Raw genomic sequence first — 16,396 nt, forward strand, 5'->3', positions numbered from 1 at the left:
TCCTTTTCAAGGCTCTCTAAGAAATTCACCAAATGGCAGAAGTCATGAGGTTCAGAGAAAAGCTCGCCGAGAGAACGGATTTTGTGCCGATAGCTGGCACGGTGGTGTTCAGCCCGTTCTGCAAACCCCTTTGAAAACACGGAAATTTTAGGCCACAGCCGGTTCGGGAGAAACGTTTCTCAAGGGCAAGTGGCGGAGGGAATGACACGAACACCAACTTGGCTGTTTTGGCAGTTCGGATCGTGTCTAGACGCCACGAAAACCCCTGAAATTTTGAGAAAAGTGTCCGACCCCATTCCGATGGGCATCGCACTGCCGCGAAGGGTTCCACATGTTTTCGACGGGTTGCGCCAATTCACGCCCGCCCCGCCTATTTCAAACATAGCCTCCGAGCACGCAACATACCGACTTGAATAGGTTTTCTTCTCACGCATTCGTTCTCTTGCGACCGAAGTGTGTTGCGCAAAAGGAGACGAAAATGAGCGAAGTATGTCTGAGTCAGATCGAATTAGCGGCCCGATGGAAGATCAGCCACCGAACACTTGAACGATGGCGTTGGGCCCAGGAAGGTCCGCGATACCTGAAGATCGGGGGCCGGGTCGTGTACAGAGTGTCCGACGTCGAGGCATTTGAACGAGAGGTTCAGAGCTTTCCAGACGAGCTGCCGGCCGAAGGCTGAGCAGTCTACCTCGCCCCTCCCACGGCTGCGACATCGCGAAAAAGACAATCTTACGAAGCATTTCGATTGAACACGACATGACTCCCCGCTAGCGTTCAGCCAGCACAAAAAATGGGCGCGCATATAAATCAAACGCGCCGAGTCGGGAGTGCGAAGTGGATAGTGACAAATCGGAGCTTCGTTGGGGAGTCGCGCAGCGTCTCGAGTTCATCGAGTTCCGATTGTTTTGGGAGGGGCGAGTGAACCGCAGCGACTTGATGGAACAGTTCGGGCTGTCGGTGAACCAAGCTTCCGCCGACCTCAACCGCTACATCGGCTTCGCTCCGGACAACATGGTCTATGACAAGAGCGCGCGGACGTATGTCCGTGGTCCCGACTATGCTGCACAGTTCCTGAAACCTGACGCCAGCCGCTACCTCGCACAGCTACGGTCCTTGGCCGATGGCATCCTCGACAGCGACGATACTTGGATCGCCGAACTGCCATCCTATGATGCTGCGCCAACGCCAGCCCGTGTGGTGAACCCTGTCACCCTGCGATCCGTTGTCGGTGCCATCCGCCGATCCGAGGCCATCGAGGTGAAGTATCAGTCCCTTTCGCGCCCCGAGCCGAGCTGGCGGTGGATCGCACCTCACGCCATCGGGTTCGACGGCTTCCGCTGGCACACGCGGGCGTTCTGTAAGACTGACGAAGTCTTCAAGGACTTCTTGCTTTCGCGCATCCTCCAAACACGCGGCGCTGAAGCCAGCGAAGTCACCTTAGCAGCCGATGCCGACTGGCAAGAGCAGGTCACGCTTGAGATCGGTCCCCACCCTGAACTCACGGAGAACCAGAAGAAGGTGATCGCGCTGGACTACGGGATGCGCGGCGGTAGGGCGAAGATCAAAGTTCGACGCGCGCTGCTTTACTACGCGCTCAAGCGTCTCGGGCTGGACACTGACCCCTCAGCGCGAAAACCCCACGAACAGCAAATTGTTTTGATCAATCGAGACATCGTCGTTGGCGAGCACTACGCCGGTCAGGTTTTGTAGGAATTTTCATGAAAGCGTTTGAATTCGACCATCATCTTATCAGCTCTTACGAACGGTTTTCCCGGTCGTTTAGTTCAATTCGCTCTGACGACCTTCGGGCTGAAATTGATGCGCAATACGATGCCGGGCGCTTTTGGCCTGATGCTTTGCTCTCTCTCAACCCTCGTTTCCTTTCAGGGCCAACGGTAGACGATCTGGTCAAGTCCGGGGATCTGGATGAAGGCACAGGACAGGTCTTTAGGTTTGGAGAAACCCCGCTTCGCTTTCACCGCCATCAGGCTGAAGCAATTGCAAAGGCACAGACTAGCAAAAGCTTTGTCGTAACCACTGGGACAGGTTCCGGTAAATCTCTTTGCTTCTTTGTGCCCATCGTCGACACGATTATCCGCGCGCTCCGAGCGGGCAAGCCACGCAAAACCCGCGCGATCATCGTCTACCCAATGAACGCACTTGCTAACAGCCAACTGAAGGAGATCGACAAATTCATCGGCCAATCTGGGCTGCCTGATGCGCTGAAGCCGGTCGTCAAACGCTATACGGGCCAGGAGAGCCGCGAAGAACGCTTGAAAATTGCAGCCAACCCGCCAGACATTCTGCTGACGAACTACATGATGGCTGAGCTGCTTCTTACCCGACAGGATGAACTCGACTCCCAGGTCATCAGCAATGCTATCGGCCTTGAATTCATTATCCTCGACGAGCTTCACACCTACCGAGGCCGTCAAGGCGCCGACGTTGCCGTACTTGTCCGCAGGCTGCGCGACCGTTGCGCTCCAGACAAAGCCCCCATCTGCATCGGCACATCGGCGACCATGGCCTCCGAAGGCTCCGATGAAAGCAGAGCGCTGGCTGTGGCAAAAGTGGCGACGCGCCTGTTTGGTTCGGATATTGGGCCGGACGCTGTCATCGATGAATCCCTGCAGCGTGCAACAGATGACTCGATTGACCTAGCGCAAGCCAAGGCTGGCCTCGCAGCGGTCCTGGACCAACCGTTGCCGAACAACTTGAGTGATGAAGTTCTAAAGAAGCATCCGTTGGCGGTTTGGGCGGAGCTTGCGCTTGGACTTGATGACGGTTTGGAACTCAAGAGGAAAAAGCCAATCCCCTTCGAGGAGGCGGTCATGCGCCTCGCCGACGATAGCGGCGTTGAAGTAGGCCAATGCCGGACAGCGCTCGAGGCTTTCCTGACCCGTGTCAGTCTGCCCGAACACGAACGTGGAGGACCAGGTGAAGTCGCGTTCCTCGCGTTCAAGTTACACAGGTTCATATCTGGAGCTGGCGAAGTTTTCACAACTTTGGCTTCGCGGCCACGGACTGTGCTCTTCGAGGGCCAGCTCGAGGATCCAGAGTCTCCAGGCGACCGCCTATATCCAACGCGTTTCTGCCGAAGCTGCGGGCACGAGTATCACGTCGTCACGAAGAGCGACAACGACGGTCAGATCAAATTCTTGCCCCGGAACATTGATGACACTCCACTGGAAGCTGATGAAGACGACGACGTCGCTGGATACCTTTGCCCGATCCCGGAAACTGATCCGGAATTCGCTTTTAACGGTGATCTGGACAGTTACCCGGAGAGTTGGAGGGAAGAACGCAACGGCATTGAACGCCTTAGGTCGTACCGGAAAAAGCGGGCGCCGGTGTCCTATGTCGTCGGCTCGGATGGTCGGCATGGCGCGGGAGGAAATGATTTCTGGTTCATACCGGGGAAGTTTGCTTTTTGCTTATGCTGCCAGGATGAACCGAACCAAGGCATGCGGGAACGAAGCAAGCTGGCGGGCCTGTCAGGCGAGGGACGGAGTTCGGCAACGACCCTGCTGATTTCGAGTGCCCTCGAGTGGATGAACCATCCGGAAAGCGGCGTTCCAGAGACGAAGAGAAAGCTTCTTGGATTCACCGATAACCGCCAAGATGCGGCCCTACAGTCGGGAAACTTCAATGACTTCCTTTTCGTGAGCTTGCTGCGTGGAGCAATTCTCCGCGCAATTATTGCTGCTGGTGACGAAGGTCTTACCGAGGATGAGTTTGGCTTGAGAGTCGTCAAGGCTCTTGGTTTTACCTCCGCCAATAAAGACGCACGTGCCCACTGGATGCTTGATCCTTCCTCAGGTGCCGTCATTCGAGAGGATGCACAACGAGCACTCGCAAAGGTTCTGGCGCATCGGGTCTGGACGGATCTGCGGCGCGGTTGGCGATATACCAATCCGAGCTTGTTCGTATTGAACCTGTTGGATGTTGAGTTCGTTGGCCTCAGGGACATTGCTTCGGACCGTGAGCGCCTGATGACCGTGTTGCCAGAGCTGGGCGAACTTGATGAGGAACAACGAGCCGAAGTGTTGAAAAGAGTCCTCGGTGCCATGCTGGAGGGCCTGGCGGTGAACACCGAAGCGCTGGACCTGACGGTTCTTGATGGTGTCGCTCAGAAATCGCGATCTCTGCTGCGGTCGCCTTGGGCAATTGATGCGAAAGAAAATCCACGTGGGCGTTCATCCTTGCTTTTGCGAGCCCCCGGAAAGGGTGTAATCGGCCTGCGTGAAGAGCAGACTCTTTTGCGTGCGGGCCACAACTCGCGCATCGCTCGATTGATCAACAAAAAGAGCGTCATCGGCACGAAGCTCGGGAAAGAAGACTACCTCGAGTTCTTCTCGCGTCTTCTCGAGCTACTTGCAGACGAAGGCGTGGTCGCCCCAGTCGAACTTGATGCGGATCTGGTCGGATGGCGGTTGACACCATCGGCTGTGAGGCTCGTCCCAGGTGCGGCTCTTTCGGATGAAGGCAAGCGTGGAAACCGCTATTTCCACGATCTGTACGCTTCCATCGCAAACGACCTTGCCTCCGGCCAGAGCGCATATTGGGGGTTGGAGGGCCGCGAACACACCGCACAGGTATCGCAAAAGCAACGCGAGTGGCGGGAGTGGCGCTTCAGGTTCGAAGAAGATGACCGCGCCAACCTCAGCACGTCAGAATATCGGGCCGAGATACGCGCTTCCGGTGAGTCCGACCAATTTCTGCCCGCATTGTTCTGCTCGCCTACTATGGAACTCGGCGTGGATATCTCGGCTCTGAACGCCGTCTATCTCCGCAACGTCCCACCGACTCCAGCAAATTATGCACAACGCGCTGGTCGCGCAGGACGCTCGGGTCAGGCGGCAGTCGTCGTAACTTACTGCGCATCCGGCTCACCACATGACCAGTATTTCTTTGATCGCCGCAACGATATGGTTGCAGGCGTTGTCCGCCCTCCAGCCTTGGACATTACCAACGAAGAATTGGTGCGCTCGCATCTGCACGCCGTTTGGCTCGCCGAGGCAAAACTCGCCCTTAAGCCTGATATTCCAGATATCCTTGATCTCACAGGAGCAGGCTATCCGCTCAAAGAGGAGGTCCTGTCTGTAATCTCAAAGTCTGATCTGGCCGCACGGGCCCGTTCTCCGATGAAGCGGGTGCTGGATCAGATCTTGGCAGCGGACGACGGTTCAGCACCAGTTTGGATGGGTGAACCTGAAGAATTTGTACTTCATGTCGCAATGAACGCGCCGAAGGAGTTCGATCGCGCATTTGATCGCTGGCGCGAACTCTACAACTCTGCGCGCACGCAACTGGCGGAGGCTAACGCGCGATCAGAAATCACGGGGCTTTCCGGCTCCGATCGTCGCAAGATCAAGGCTGCGCAAATGCAGGCGAGCGATCAGCTGGCGATCCTGGAACAGGGCAAAGCGTCAAACGGCTCGGACTTTTACTCGTACCGTTACCTGGCCACAGAAGGTTTTCTTCCGGGGTATAACTTCCCGCGTCTGCCACTTTATGCATTTGTGCCAGGGGAAGGGAAAAGCGGCTCGTTTCTGTCGCGCGCACGCTTTTTGGCGATCTCGGAATTCGGCCCCCGAAGCCTCATCTACCATGAGGGCCGCGCATATCGTGTCATGAAAGCCAAGCTCCCGCCCGAGGCGCGCGAAGGCGACGGGTCGGAACTGGCCACGAAAGACATCTACATCTGCCCGAACTGTGGCGCATGTCACGAAGGTGAGGTCGAACGCTGCCACGGCTGTGACACCCACATGGCTGGAGAAGTGCCAGTCAAACGCACGCTTCGGATCGACAACGTCGAGGCAGCGCCAATTGAGCGTATTACTGCCAACGATGAAGAGCGGGTACGCCAAGGCTTCGACATTCAGACCGTTTTCGCTTGGCCCACAAAAGACGGGCAGCTTCAGGTGACGAACGCCGAGTTCAAGTGCGGTGACACCTCGTTGCTCGCGCTTCAGTATGCAAACAGCGCGGAAATCAGCCGCCTCAACAAAGGCCTGAAGCGCCGGAAGGATCAGACCGTCTTCGGCTTCAACATCGATCCTCGAACCGGTTATTGGGCAAAAGCGGAAGACGAAGACGCAGAAACCGATACGCCGCCCGATGTTGTAAGACCTGTAAAAATCGTTCCAATCGTCCGGGATAGGAAGAACGCGCTGCTCTTCCGCTTCACGAAGCCGGAAAGCTTTGATCCTGAAACGATCACCACTGTTCAGCATGCACTGATGCGGGGCATTGAAGTGGTTTATCAGCTTGAGGAGGGAGAAATCCTCGGTGAACCTCTTCCCGCGCGCGACAACCGCAGAGCTATTCTTGCCTATGAGGCAACTGAGGGCGGAGCCGGGGTCCTTAACCGCCTGGTCGATGACCCGAAGGCGATCAGCGAAGTTGCGCGGACAGCACTCGAACTCATGCACTACGAGAACATTGAAGCCTCAATCAAGGCAGGCGACGCGCAGCTTCTGACTGAGAAAGCTGACGATGCATGTGTGCGCGGTTGCTATCGTTGTCTTCTCTCGTATTTCAACCAACCTGATCACGAACAAATAGACCGAAGCAGCACAGAAGTAGCGCAGCTGCTGATCGACCTGGCGCGGGGGCAGACGCTTTTGGAGGCTCGCGCCTCCTTCGACGGCTCCGCGTCTCCGTGGCTAAAGGCTTTCGAAGAAGCGGGACTTCCGCATGTGGATACCATGCCGGTGAAATTTGGCGAAACCGACGTGGAATTCGCGTGGCGGGGTCACGGCGTCGCCGCAACGGCCAACTCCGTGTCGCCTGAAATGTCTCAAGATGCTTCGAGCAAAGGTTGGGAGCTGGTTTCGCTGCCAAGTTTTCCGGACGCCAGTGTGCCCGAACAACTCATTGATCTACTCAAAGGATAGGCCATGACGCTAAGCTTTTCACCTGGCGATCTTGTCCTTGCCCGCGGTCGAGAGTGGGTTGCTCTTCCAGCACCGCGGCCGGGCATTCTTGCGCTTCGCCCCCTCTCGGGAAACGAGAACGACGTAGTCATCCTAGATCCTGAACTGGAAATCGCGAGCGTCGCGGCGGCGAGATTTGACCTGCCTGACGACGCGCGATCCACAGTACAAGCCAAAGCGGCACTCCTTGCCGATGCGCTTAGACTGACCTTGCGTCGCGGTGCAGGGCCATTCAGGTCCGCCGCTCAGCTTGCCTTTGAGCCGCGAACCTATCAGCTTGTCCCACTACTGATGGCCCTGCGGCTGCAGGTGCCCCGCTTGCTGATCGCTGACGACGTAGGGATCGGCAAGACCATCGAAGCAGGTCTCATCCTTCGTGAACTGATGGATCGAGGTGAAGTCGATGCCTTTTCAGTCCTCTGCCCGCCTCACCTCGTGGATCAGTGGATTATCGAGCTCAAGGATCGTTTCGGCATTGATGCGGTTCCGGTGACGTCTGGCACTGCGGCCCGCCTTGAACGCAACCTACCACTCGCCCAAACGCTATTTGACGCCTACCCATTCACGGTCGTCAGCCTTGACTACATCAAGGCAGAGAAACGCCGGGAGGGGTTTGCGCGTGCCTGTCCCGACTTTATAATCGTAGATGAAGCGCATGCTTGCGTTGGAACGCATAAAGGGAAGCAGCAACGCTTCGACTTGCTCCAGGGGCTGGCAAAGGATCCAGAACGCAGGATCGTCATGCTCACGGCCACGCCGCACTCCGGAGATGAAGAAGCATTCGCGCGCTTGCTGTCGCTGATTAATCAAGAGTTCGCCTCAGTCGATTTTGACAATGCGCGTTACCGCGAGCGCCTGGCGCGGCACTTGGTTCAGCGGCGCCGGGTCGATCTCATCGAAGGGGATTGGGACGAGGATCGCTCTTTCCCGAAGCACGAAACAACCGAGTTCCCTTATCGCCTTTCAGCCGACCATTTGGCCTTTCAAGAGTCTGCCATCGACTACTGCCTTGAAGTTGTCTCGAAAGCTGGTGATCAGAAGAAGGATCAGCGGCTCGCTTTCTGGGGCACCCTCGCCTTGATGCGATGCGTGGGCTCTTCTCCAGCTGCGGCGCTCAGCGCCCTTAGAAATCGTGCCTCAAACGAAGCGGAGCGTTTGGAGCCACAAATCTACGACGAAGATGGCGACGACGAAGACGCTGTTGATGTTGAGCCCAATACGGTCTTCGCGAACGATCCGGCTCTTCAAGCTCTCCTAGATCAAGCGACCAGTCTTTCGGCTACAAAGGATCCCAAGCTTGATGCGCTCGTGAGTGCGCTGAAGCCGTTGCTCAAAGCTGGCGCCAATCCCGTCGTGTTTTGTCGCTACCTGGCAACGGCTGAACACGTGAAGGAAGGCCTTCGCAAGGCTTTTCCGAGACTGACCATTGAGGCCGTCACCGGGGAGCTGACACCGGACGAGCGACGGGACCGTGTCTCGGAGATGTCGATCGAAGATGGTGAGAAGGACATTCAGCGCATCTTGGTGGCTACAGATTGCCTGTCTGAAGGGATAAACCTTCAGCAGTTATTCGATACGGTTGTGCATTATGACCTCTCCTGGAACCCGACCCGGCACCAACAGCGCGAAGGTCGGGTGGACCGTTTTGGTCAACCCGCCGAGCTGGTTCGCTCCATCATGATGTTCTCGCCAGACAGCGCTATCGATGGCGCTGTCCTCGACGTCATCTTGCGCAAAGCAGAGGAAATTCGGAAGGCAACAGGCGTAACTGTTCCGCTGCCCGATGAACGCGGCCCCGTCACCGATGCACTCATGGCCGCGATGATGCTTCGTCGCGGTGGTCATAAACAGCTGACATTTGACTTGCGTCTGGATGACGGCACGCATGCAATGGATGCCCGTTGGCGTGATGCGAGCGAGAACGAGAAGAAATCCCGTGCGCGCTTTGCACAGAACGCAATGAAACCGGCCGAGGTGGCGCCTGAATGGAACAAGGTCAAAGATCTGCTCGGCTCGCCGGATGATGCCCGGCAGTTCGTCGAGCGAGCCATGTCTCGCTTTGGTGTGCCTCTCGAAAAAAAGCGGTCTCTATACGTCGCGCATGTCCATGCGCTGCAGGAAAGCCTGAAAGAGAAATTGGGGCAACGAGGGCTCGAAAAATCCGTGAAGCTCGCCACCGCGGAGCCCGCGCCTTCGGGCACGTCGCTGTTGACGCGTACCCATCCCCTGACAGCCGCCCTCGCAGAAAGCCTTGTGGAGGCGTCTCTGGACCGAGAAGCCCTGCCAGATCTCGGCATCGGGCGCGTTGGCGCTTGGCCCACACCGGCAGTCTCAGCAATGACCCGTCTCGTGCTTCTACGGATCCGCTACAAGCTAACCATCCATTCCCGCAAGGAAAGACTGCTACTCGCAGAAGAGGCCGCACTCGTTGCCCTTCAAGGGAACAGCATTGTCGCAACAGGAGATACCGCGCGTGAAATGTTGAACACGCCAGCAACTGCTGATCTTGCGCAGATTGCGCGAGACCGGATGGTGAACAACGCAAAGTCGGAGTTACCCGTACTCATCGAAGGACCGCTGGCAGGATTCGTGAAAGAGCGGGCGGAGGAGCTCGTCGGAGATCATGCACGACTGCGTGCTGCCGCTGGATCCGCCTCGCGTGTCAGCGTGGAGGCTGTCCTTCCACCTGACGTCATTGGACTGTTCGTATTGATGCCGGGCGAGGTTTAAGCATGACCCGCAAACCCATTACCGATATGTCCGCCTGGCCCTCTCTTAGCCTCGAAGGTAATCTCATCGCGCCGGCCATGATCGCAAAGATCGATCAGCGGGCCGCGCCTGAACAGGCCCCGGAGGACTACTCCGTTCGAAAGGGCCTGACGATCCGCGAAGAAATCTCGACGGCTTTCCGCGTCGGACAGTCTCATTTCGATGCCTTCGCCAAGATCGAGACACCAACTCAGGATGCCACACGGCGTTTTGTTTCGAGCTTCTTCAAGGAAACCTTCGGATACGATGATCTGGAGGCTGCTGACGCACCCATCGCCCTGATCGCAAGCGGGCGCGTGCCGTTCGTCGTGGTACCGACGTCCGAAACGCTCGACCGTCGTAGTCCGACCTTGTCCGTCGACCGGTCCCGCTCCCCAGCGTTCGCCCTTCAGGACTACCTCAACGACAAGGACGAGGCGCTTTGGGGTATTGTAACCAACGGCACCCATCTGCGCCTCATGCGGGACAACGCCTCGCTGACCCGCCCGGCCTATATCGAAGCTGACTTGGCGCAAATCTTCTCAAACGAGGACATCGCCTCCTTCGCCGTCCTTTGGCTGCTGATCCACCGGTCCCGTTTCGGCAACGAAGGGACGCCCGCCACAGACTGCCCGCTTGAGCGGTGGCGAGAGACCGGCTCCAAGGAAGGCGAAGTTGCCCGGGATCGCTTGGCCGACCAGGTTCAAATCGCGCTCAAGGTGCTCGGCTCCGGTTTCCTCGAAGCCAACCCAGACCTTTCGACGAAACTGAAATCCGGCGAAGTGAACCTGACCGAGTGGTTTAATGAACTCCTGCGTCTCGTGTACCGCCTGATCTTCCTCATGGTGGCCGAGGATCGGAACCTTCTGCACCCCACCAACGCCAAGACCGACGCCCGCGCGCTTTACGCCCAAGGATACTCCCTCGCAGCCCTGCGCAAACAATGCTACCGCGCCGCGACCTGGGACAAGCACCATGACCGCTACGAAGGCGTCAAGATTGTCTTCAAAGCGCTCGCCCACGGCCAACCAGCACTCGCCCTCCCGGCGCTCGGCGGTCTCTTTGCGGACGACCGTCTTCCCCACCTCGAAACCGCCCGCCTGCGCAACAAGGCGTTCATGGAGGCGCTCTACCGCCTGTCCTGGCTCTCCGACAAAACCGGCATGGTCCCGGTCAACTGGCGCGCGATGGAGACGGAGGAGCTGGGCTCGGTCTATGAATCCCTCCTCGAACTGCAGCCACAGCTGGGCGATGACGGCAAGACCCTTGTCTTCGCCTCCGAGGCCGCCGAGCAGAAGGGCAACCAGCGCAAGACCACCGGCTCTTACTACACGCCCGACAGCCTCGTGCAGGCGTTGCTCGACACCGCGCTCGACCCGGTGCTGGACAAGACCGAGCCAGACAAGCTGCTGAAGCTAACCGTGATCGACCCAGCCTGCGGCTCGGGCCACTTCCTGCTGGCCGCCGCCCGTCGGATCGCCACGCGCCTTGCGCGGCATAGGGCCGAGGGCACGCCTGCGCTGTCCGACTTCCGCCATGCCCTGCGCGATGTCGCGCGGTCCTGCCTGCACGGGGTGGACCGCAACCCGATGGCGGTGGAGCTGACCAAGGTCGCGCTCTGGATTGAGACGGTGGACCCCGGTCTTCCCCTCGGCTTCTTCGACGCGCAGATTCGCTGCGGCGATGCTCTGCTGGGGGTGTTCGACCTGAAGGTGCTGGAGGAGGGAATCCCCGATGCCGCCTACAAGCCGCTGACCGGCGACGACAAGGACACGGCCAAATACTACAAGAAAGCCAATCAGGACGCGACCAAGGGGCAAGGCGGGTTCGACTTCGGCACCGGCCAGGTCGCCATGCCCGAGATGAAGCCGATGGCGCTGGATTTCTCGGGCTTTCGTGATCTTCCCGAGGATACGGTGGAGCAGATCGGGGCCAAGGCCAAACGCTTCAGGGAACTGCGCAAGAAGCAGGGCTTTGTGCGGGCGACGGCGGCGGCGAACCTCTATGTCGCGGCCTTCCTGCTGCCTAAAGTGGGCGGCGCGCCCGCGGGCCCCTCGGCCAGGACTGTGCCGACGACCGAGGAGCTGTGGATGGCCCTCAATCAGGGCAAGATGCGCCAGGCGATGGTGGATGCACCCAAAGCGGCGCGCAAGGCGCGTGCGTTCCACTGGCCGCTGGAATTTCCAGACGTAATGCAGCGCGGTGGGTTTGACGCTATTATTGGCAATCCCCCGTGGGAAGTCATGCAAATCTCGGAGCAAGAGTTCTTCGCGTCAATTCGACCAGAAATTGCAAATCTAACCGGAGCACGCAGGAAAAAGGCAATCTCGGATCTTAGGCAGGATGACCCTGAACTATTTGAGGAATTCACAATCGCAAAACGCACAGGTTCAGCGTTAACTGAATTCGCTCGTGGGAGTAATCGCTTTCCCCTTACGTCGAAGGGAAAGATCAACTCTTTTTCACTTTTTGCCGAACTTATGCTTGGCCTCACGCGACAAGGTGGTTTTTCCGGCTTGATCGCGCCATCAGAGATTTTCACCAGTGAAACACTCGAGAGCTTCGTGAGGCACGTGGTCGATCAACATCTAATCCATAGCGCAATCGGGTTTGAAAACGAAGAGTTCCTGTTCTCGGGGATCGCAAACATTGTTCGCTTTTCCCTAGTCACCTTTTCACGAACGAAGCGTAAAGAAGCTATCTTTGCGAATCTGCTGAGGCAGCCTGCCCAGATTCAGGAGATGGAACGCATTGTACACCTTACCAAGGAAGACATCCGTTTATTGAGCCCAATCAGCGGAATTCTCCCTGTCTTTAGAGCAAAGTATGACGCCATCCTCAGCAAAAAGGTCTTTACGAAGGTGGGAGTCTTGTTCGACCCCTCTCGCGTACCAGAAGCTAATCCATGGGGGATTCACTCAAGACAGGGTTTTTTCAACCTCACCTCAGATAGTTCGAAATTTTTGACAAAGGATGATCTCGATCTGCCGCAGAATGAGGGTTTACTTCCGGCAAAGTTTTCGCAGAACGGCAAGGACATCGTCCAAATGTACGAGGGAAAATACGTTTGGCACTATGACCACAGATTCAGCTCATACCATAACCTTGGCAAAAAGAAGGGGCGTGGCGGAAGAGGACTGCCACCAACGGAAATACAGGAATATCAAGATGTCGATTTTGAGATTGAACCAAGATACTGGATTGATGAAGCTACCGTAAAATCCGCTTCCTTAGACCAAAGCTGGTCAAGGGACTGGCTTATTGTTTGGCGAGACATAACCAATGCAAAAGTTGAGCGCACAGTAGTTTTTTCAGTGATCCCTCTGTGTGGTGTTGGAAACACTTGTCAAATCCTGTTCTCCAAAGAAAAACCACAATTACAAGCAGCACTTCTCGCCAACCTTAACTCAATTGTTTTGGACTACTTCGCTCGACAGTTTGTCGGCGGTCGGCATCTTACGTTCGGATATGTGCAACAATTGCCTGTCTTTTCAGCAGATTTCTATGACTTGGATAGGCTAAACTGGATTCTAAAACGTGTTCTTGAACTCACATACACCTCGCACAGCCTCGCCCCCTTCGCCAGCGATCTGGGCTATGACGGCCCACCCTTCGTCTGGGACGAGGACCGCCGCGCCGACCTGCGCGCCGATCTCGACGCCTTCTACGCCCGCGCCTACGGCCTGACCCGCGACGAACTGCGCTACATCCTCGACCCCGCCGACGTGAAGGGCCCCGACTACCCCTCGGAAACCTTCCGCGTCCTCAAGGAAAAGGAAATCCGCACCCACGGCGAATACCGCACCCGCCGCCTCGTCCTCGCCGCCTGGGACCGGATGGAAACCAACGGCGAATTCACGGCGATGGGGATGTGATGGTCGAAGCGCCCCAAACCTTTGTCACGCGGCAAGAGTGCGACAAGATCGCGTTCCAGAACGGGTTTCGCAGGACCCATGGCGAAACTGACGGATGGCGGCATTATACCTCGACCACCGCGCAAGGGTCTATCTGGTTGGCTGCCGAGCACACCGGCACTTGGCAGCTTTCAATCGATCATGCTGGTGTGTTGGCAGAGATCGGGCTTGAGGTTTCTGATGCCGACGGCCCGGGCCTCGCGCGGTTTCGCTTCACATCGCTGACCTCGCTCTATGCCGTCATGCCCCGCCTATACGAACTCGCGGTAAGTCTCCCCGACGCCCCCCTGCAAGAGTTCCTCCACCGAACGAAGGGGATGCCAAAGACGACCGAAGCAGAGCGTCTGGTGGTGCAGCGTGTTGGACAGGGGATATTCCGAGACCGTCTGATCACCTACTGGCAGGGCAGTTGCCCCCTGACAGGCATAACCGACCACGCCTTGCTGCGAGCCTCACACATCAAGCCTTGGAAGGATTGCGAGAGCGACGAGGATCGACTGGACGTGCACAACGGCCTGCTTCTTTCGGCGCTCTGGGATGCCGCGTTCGACCGCGGCCTCGTTACCTTCGATGACAGCGGCCGCCCAGAGTTTTCGATCCAGCTGAGTGAAGCAGCCGCTGCTGAGTTGCGATGGCAGGCCCCAATTCGCCTGACAGACAAGCACCGTGCCCGCCTGGAATGGCACCGAAGCGAAGTGTTCGAAAAAGGCGCGGCGGTCGTCGGGTCTGTGACAATTGATTGATGGAGAAGCGCCGTGAAAATTTCGACGATACTTGACCACATTGATAGCGGGCACATGGCGCTGCCAGAGTTCCAACGCGGCTATGTGTGGAACCGTGACCAGGTCCGAGGTCTCTTCGACTCAATGTACCGACGTCATCCGGTCGGGGGGCTGCTTGTATGGGCAACCGAAGCGAAGACGGCGGCTCATCGTGGCGATGGCCCCATCGCAGCAGGTATCGTCAAACTGTTGCTGGATGGGCAGCAGAGAATGACATCGCTCTATGGGGTTGTGAGGGGGCATCCGCCGAAATTCTTCGACGGCAATCCTCAAGCGTTCACGGGACTTCGTTTCCACCTCGGAACAGAAACCTTCGCCTTCTACCAGCCAATCAAGATGCAGGACGATCCGCTTTGGATCGATGTTACGGCCTTAATGCAGGCTGGCACTGCTGGCCTTGGCAGTTTTGTTGCAAAGCTCTCTGCTGACCCTGAACAGGTCGCAAACGTCGGTGACTTCGTAGGCCGATTGAGCAAGCTGCTCAGCATCACTGACATCGACTTGCACATCGAAGAGGTCACCGGTGCTGACAAGACGCTCGACATCGTCGTCGACATATTCAATCGCGTAAACAGTGGCGGGACCAAGCTTTCGAAGGGCGATCTCGCCCTTGCCAAGATCTGCGCCGAATGGCCCGACGCCCGCGACACCATGAAAGCGAAGATCAAGGACTGGTCGGACGCAGGATACCATTTCAACATCGACTGGCTGTTGCGGTCAGTGAACACCATTCTCACGGGCGAAGCGAAGTTCAGCTATCTTCACGACAAGGACGCGATCGAAATTCAGGACGGCCTGAAACGATCCTCAAAGCATATCGACACATCGTTGAACTTGATTGCCGGACGCCTCGGCCTCGACCACGATCAAGTGTTTTTCGGCCGTTTCGGCGTTCCAGTGATGGTCCGATATATGGATAAGAAGAACGGCGGCCTAGACGCGAAAGAACGGGACAAACTGCTATTCTGGTTCGCGCAAGCTGGGATGTGGGGCCGCTTCTCGGGCTCAACCGAAACGGTCATCGACCAGGATCTGGCCGCACTAGAGGGGCCTAGTGGCGGACTCGACGCGCTTATAGAACAGCTGCGCCTCTGGCATGGAGGCCTGAGAGTTGAACCGGGTCATTTCACTGGCTGGAGCCTCGGTGCTCGCTTCTACCCCGTCCTCTACATGCTTACGCGCATGGGGGAAGCTTCCGACTGGGGAACGGGTTTGCCACTCAAGGCGAATATGCTGGGCAAAATGAGCCGCCTCGAAGTCCACCACATCTTCCCCAAGGCCCAATTGTACAAACGGGAGTATCGTCGCGCTGAAGTGAATGCGTTGGCAAATTTCTGTTTCCTGACTAAAGACACCAACCTGAACATCAGTGATCGGTTGCCCGAGGACTACTTTTCCGAGGTGGAGGCGAAACACCCCGGTGTTCTGGCGTCACAATGGATCCCGATGGACCCCGCGCTCTGGAAGATCGAACGCTATCTTGACTTCTTGGAAGCACGAAAGAACCTACTGGCTGCCGAAGCAAACAAGTGCTTCGAAGAGCTTCTGCATGGCGACACGCAATGGCTAGCCGCAGGGACGACACCCCCCGCTGCGACGACTTCCGGACCAATCGGTGGGATTACCAGCGAAGCCGAAGAGCAGGAGCTGGAAACCCTAAATCAGTGGGTGGAAGACCAAGGCCTGCCGCGTGGGCTGGTCGCCTTCGACTACGCGGACCCTGAAACTGGTGCGCAAAAGGCTGTCTTTGATCTAGCCTGGCCGGAAGGCCTTCAGCCCGGATTGACGGGACCAGTTGTCGTACTGTTGAACGAGACTGCAGAAGTACTGGCTTTGGCTAGCTCGGCTGGGTTCCGGTGCTTCACCGCGGCGGCAGAGTTCCAAGCATACGTTAAAACTGAGATTTTAAACTCAGAGGCTGCGTAGGCAGAAATACATCGGAAGCGAGAGGTCGGGTACCGGGCTTCGGGTGTTCCTGAAAACAGGTCGGCAACTGAGTGACAGTCCCACTACA

The 16,396-nt window shown here is 57.3% G+C and carries 7 protein-coding genes; all 7 read left to right on the forward strand.

Annotated features, from left to right (window positions below; translation table 11 throughout):
* Positions 1–478 precede the first annotated feature (478 nt).
* The 7 genes from J1C49_RS21950 to J1C49_RS08995 all read left to right on the forward strand — a co-directional run bounded on the left by J1C49_RS21950 (position 479) and on the right by J1C49_RS08995 (position 16,308).
* On the forward strand, positions 479–679 hold the full coding sequence (locus J1C49_RS21950) for an AlpA family transcriptional regulator (RefSeq protein WP_248408550.1): 201 nt from the start codon (positions 479–481) through the stop codon (positions 677–679).
* 155 nt (positions 680–834) lie between these two features.
* Entirely contained in the window at positions 835–1,710 is an 876-nt protein-coding gene (locus J1C49_RS08970) for a WYL domain-containing protein (protein ID WP_227445482.1), read from the forward strand.
* Between the two features lie 8 nt (positions 1,711–1,718).
* A complete protein-coding gene (locus J1C49_RS08975; protein ID WP_227445483.1) occupies positions 1,719–6,899 on the forward strand; it encodes a DEAD/DEAH box helicase in 5,181 nt (1,726 codons plus the stop codon).
* Positions 6,900–6,902: 3 nt separating this feature from the next.
* Positions 6,903–9,668, forward strand: coding sequence for a DEAD/DEAH box helicase (locus tag J1C49_RS08980; RefSeq protein WP_227445484.1), 2,766 nt, complete (start codon positions 6,903–6,905; stop codon positions 9,666–9,668).
* 2 nt (positions 9,669–9,670) lie between these two features.
* Positions 9,671–13,561 carry an N-6 DNA methylase gene (locus J1C49_RS08985; protein WP_227445485.1) on the forward strand — a complete coding sequence of 1,297 codons (3,891 nt, stop codon included), beginning with the start codon at positions 9,671–9,673 and terminating at the stop codon, positions 13,559–13,561.
* Entirely contained in the window at positions 13,561–14,343 is a 783-nt protein-coding gene (locus tag J1C49_RS08990; protein ID WP_227445486.1) for an HNH endonuclease, read from the forward strand. Before J1C49_RS08985 ends, J1C49_RS08990 begins: the two co-directional genes overlap by 1 nt.
* 12 nt (positions 14,344–14,355) lie before the next feature.
* Positions 14,356–16,308: a DUF262 domain-containing protein gene (locus J1C49_RS08995; RefSeq protein ID WP_227445487.1), complete on the forward strand. Its 1,953-nt coding sequence runs from the start codon at positions 14,356–14,358 to the stop codon at positions 16,306–16,308.
* Positions 16,309–16,396: the final 88 nt, after the last annotated feature.

The organism is Cognatishimia sp. F0-27, assembly GCF_020667845.1.
Taxonomy (GTDB): Bacteria; Pseudomonadota; Alphaproteobacteria; order Rhodobacterales; family Rhodobacteraceae; genus JAFMPQ01.

Coding starts and splice junctions, on each gene's coding strand:
- J1C49_RS08990 (WP_227445486.1), top strand. CDS start 13,561: ATGGTCGAAGCGCCCCAAACCTTTGTCACGCGGCAAGAGTGCGACAAG.
- J1C49_RS08975 (WP_227445483.1), top strand. CDS start 1,719: ATGAAAGCGTTTGAATTCGACCATCATCTTATCAGCTCTTACGAACGG.
- J1C49_RS21950 (WP_248408550.1), top strand. CDS start 479: ATGAGCGAAGTATGTCTGAGTCAGATCGAATTAGCGGCCCGATGGAAG.
- J1C49_RS08985 (WP_227445485.1), top strand. CDS start 9,671: ATGACCCGCAAACCCATTACCGATATGTCCGCCTGGCCCTCTCTTAGC.
- J1C49_RS08980 (WP_227445484.1), top strand. CDS start 6,903: ATGACGCTAAGCTTTTCACCTGGCGATCTTGTCCTTGCCCGCGGTCGA.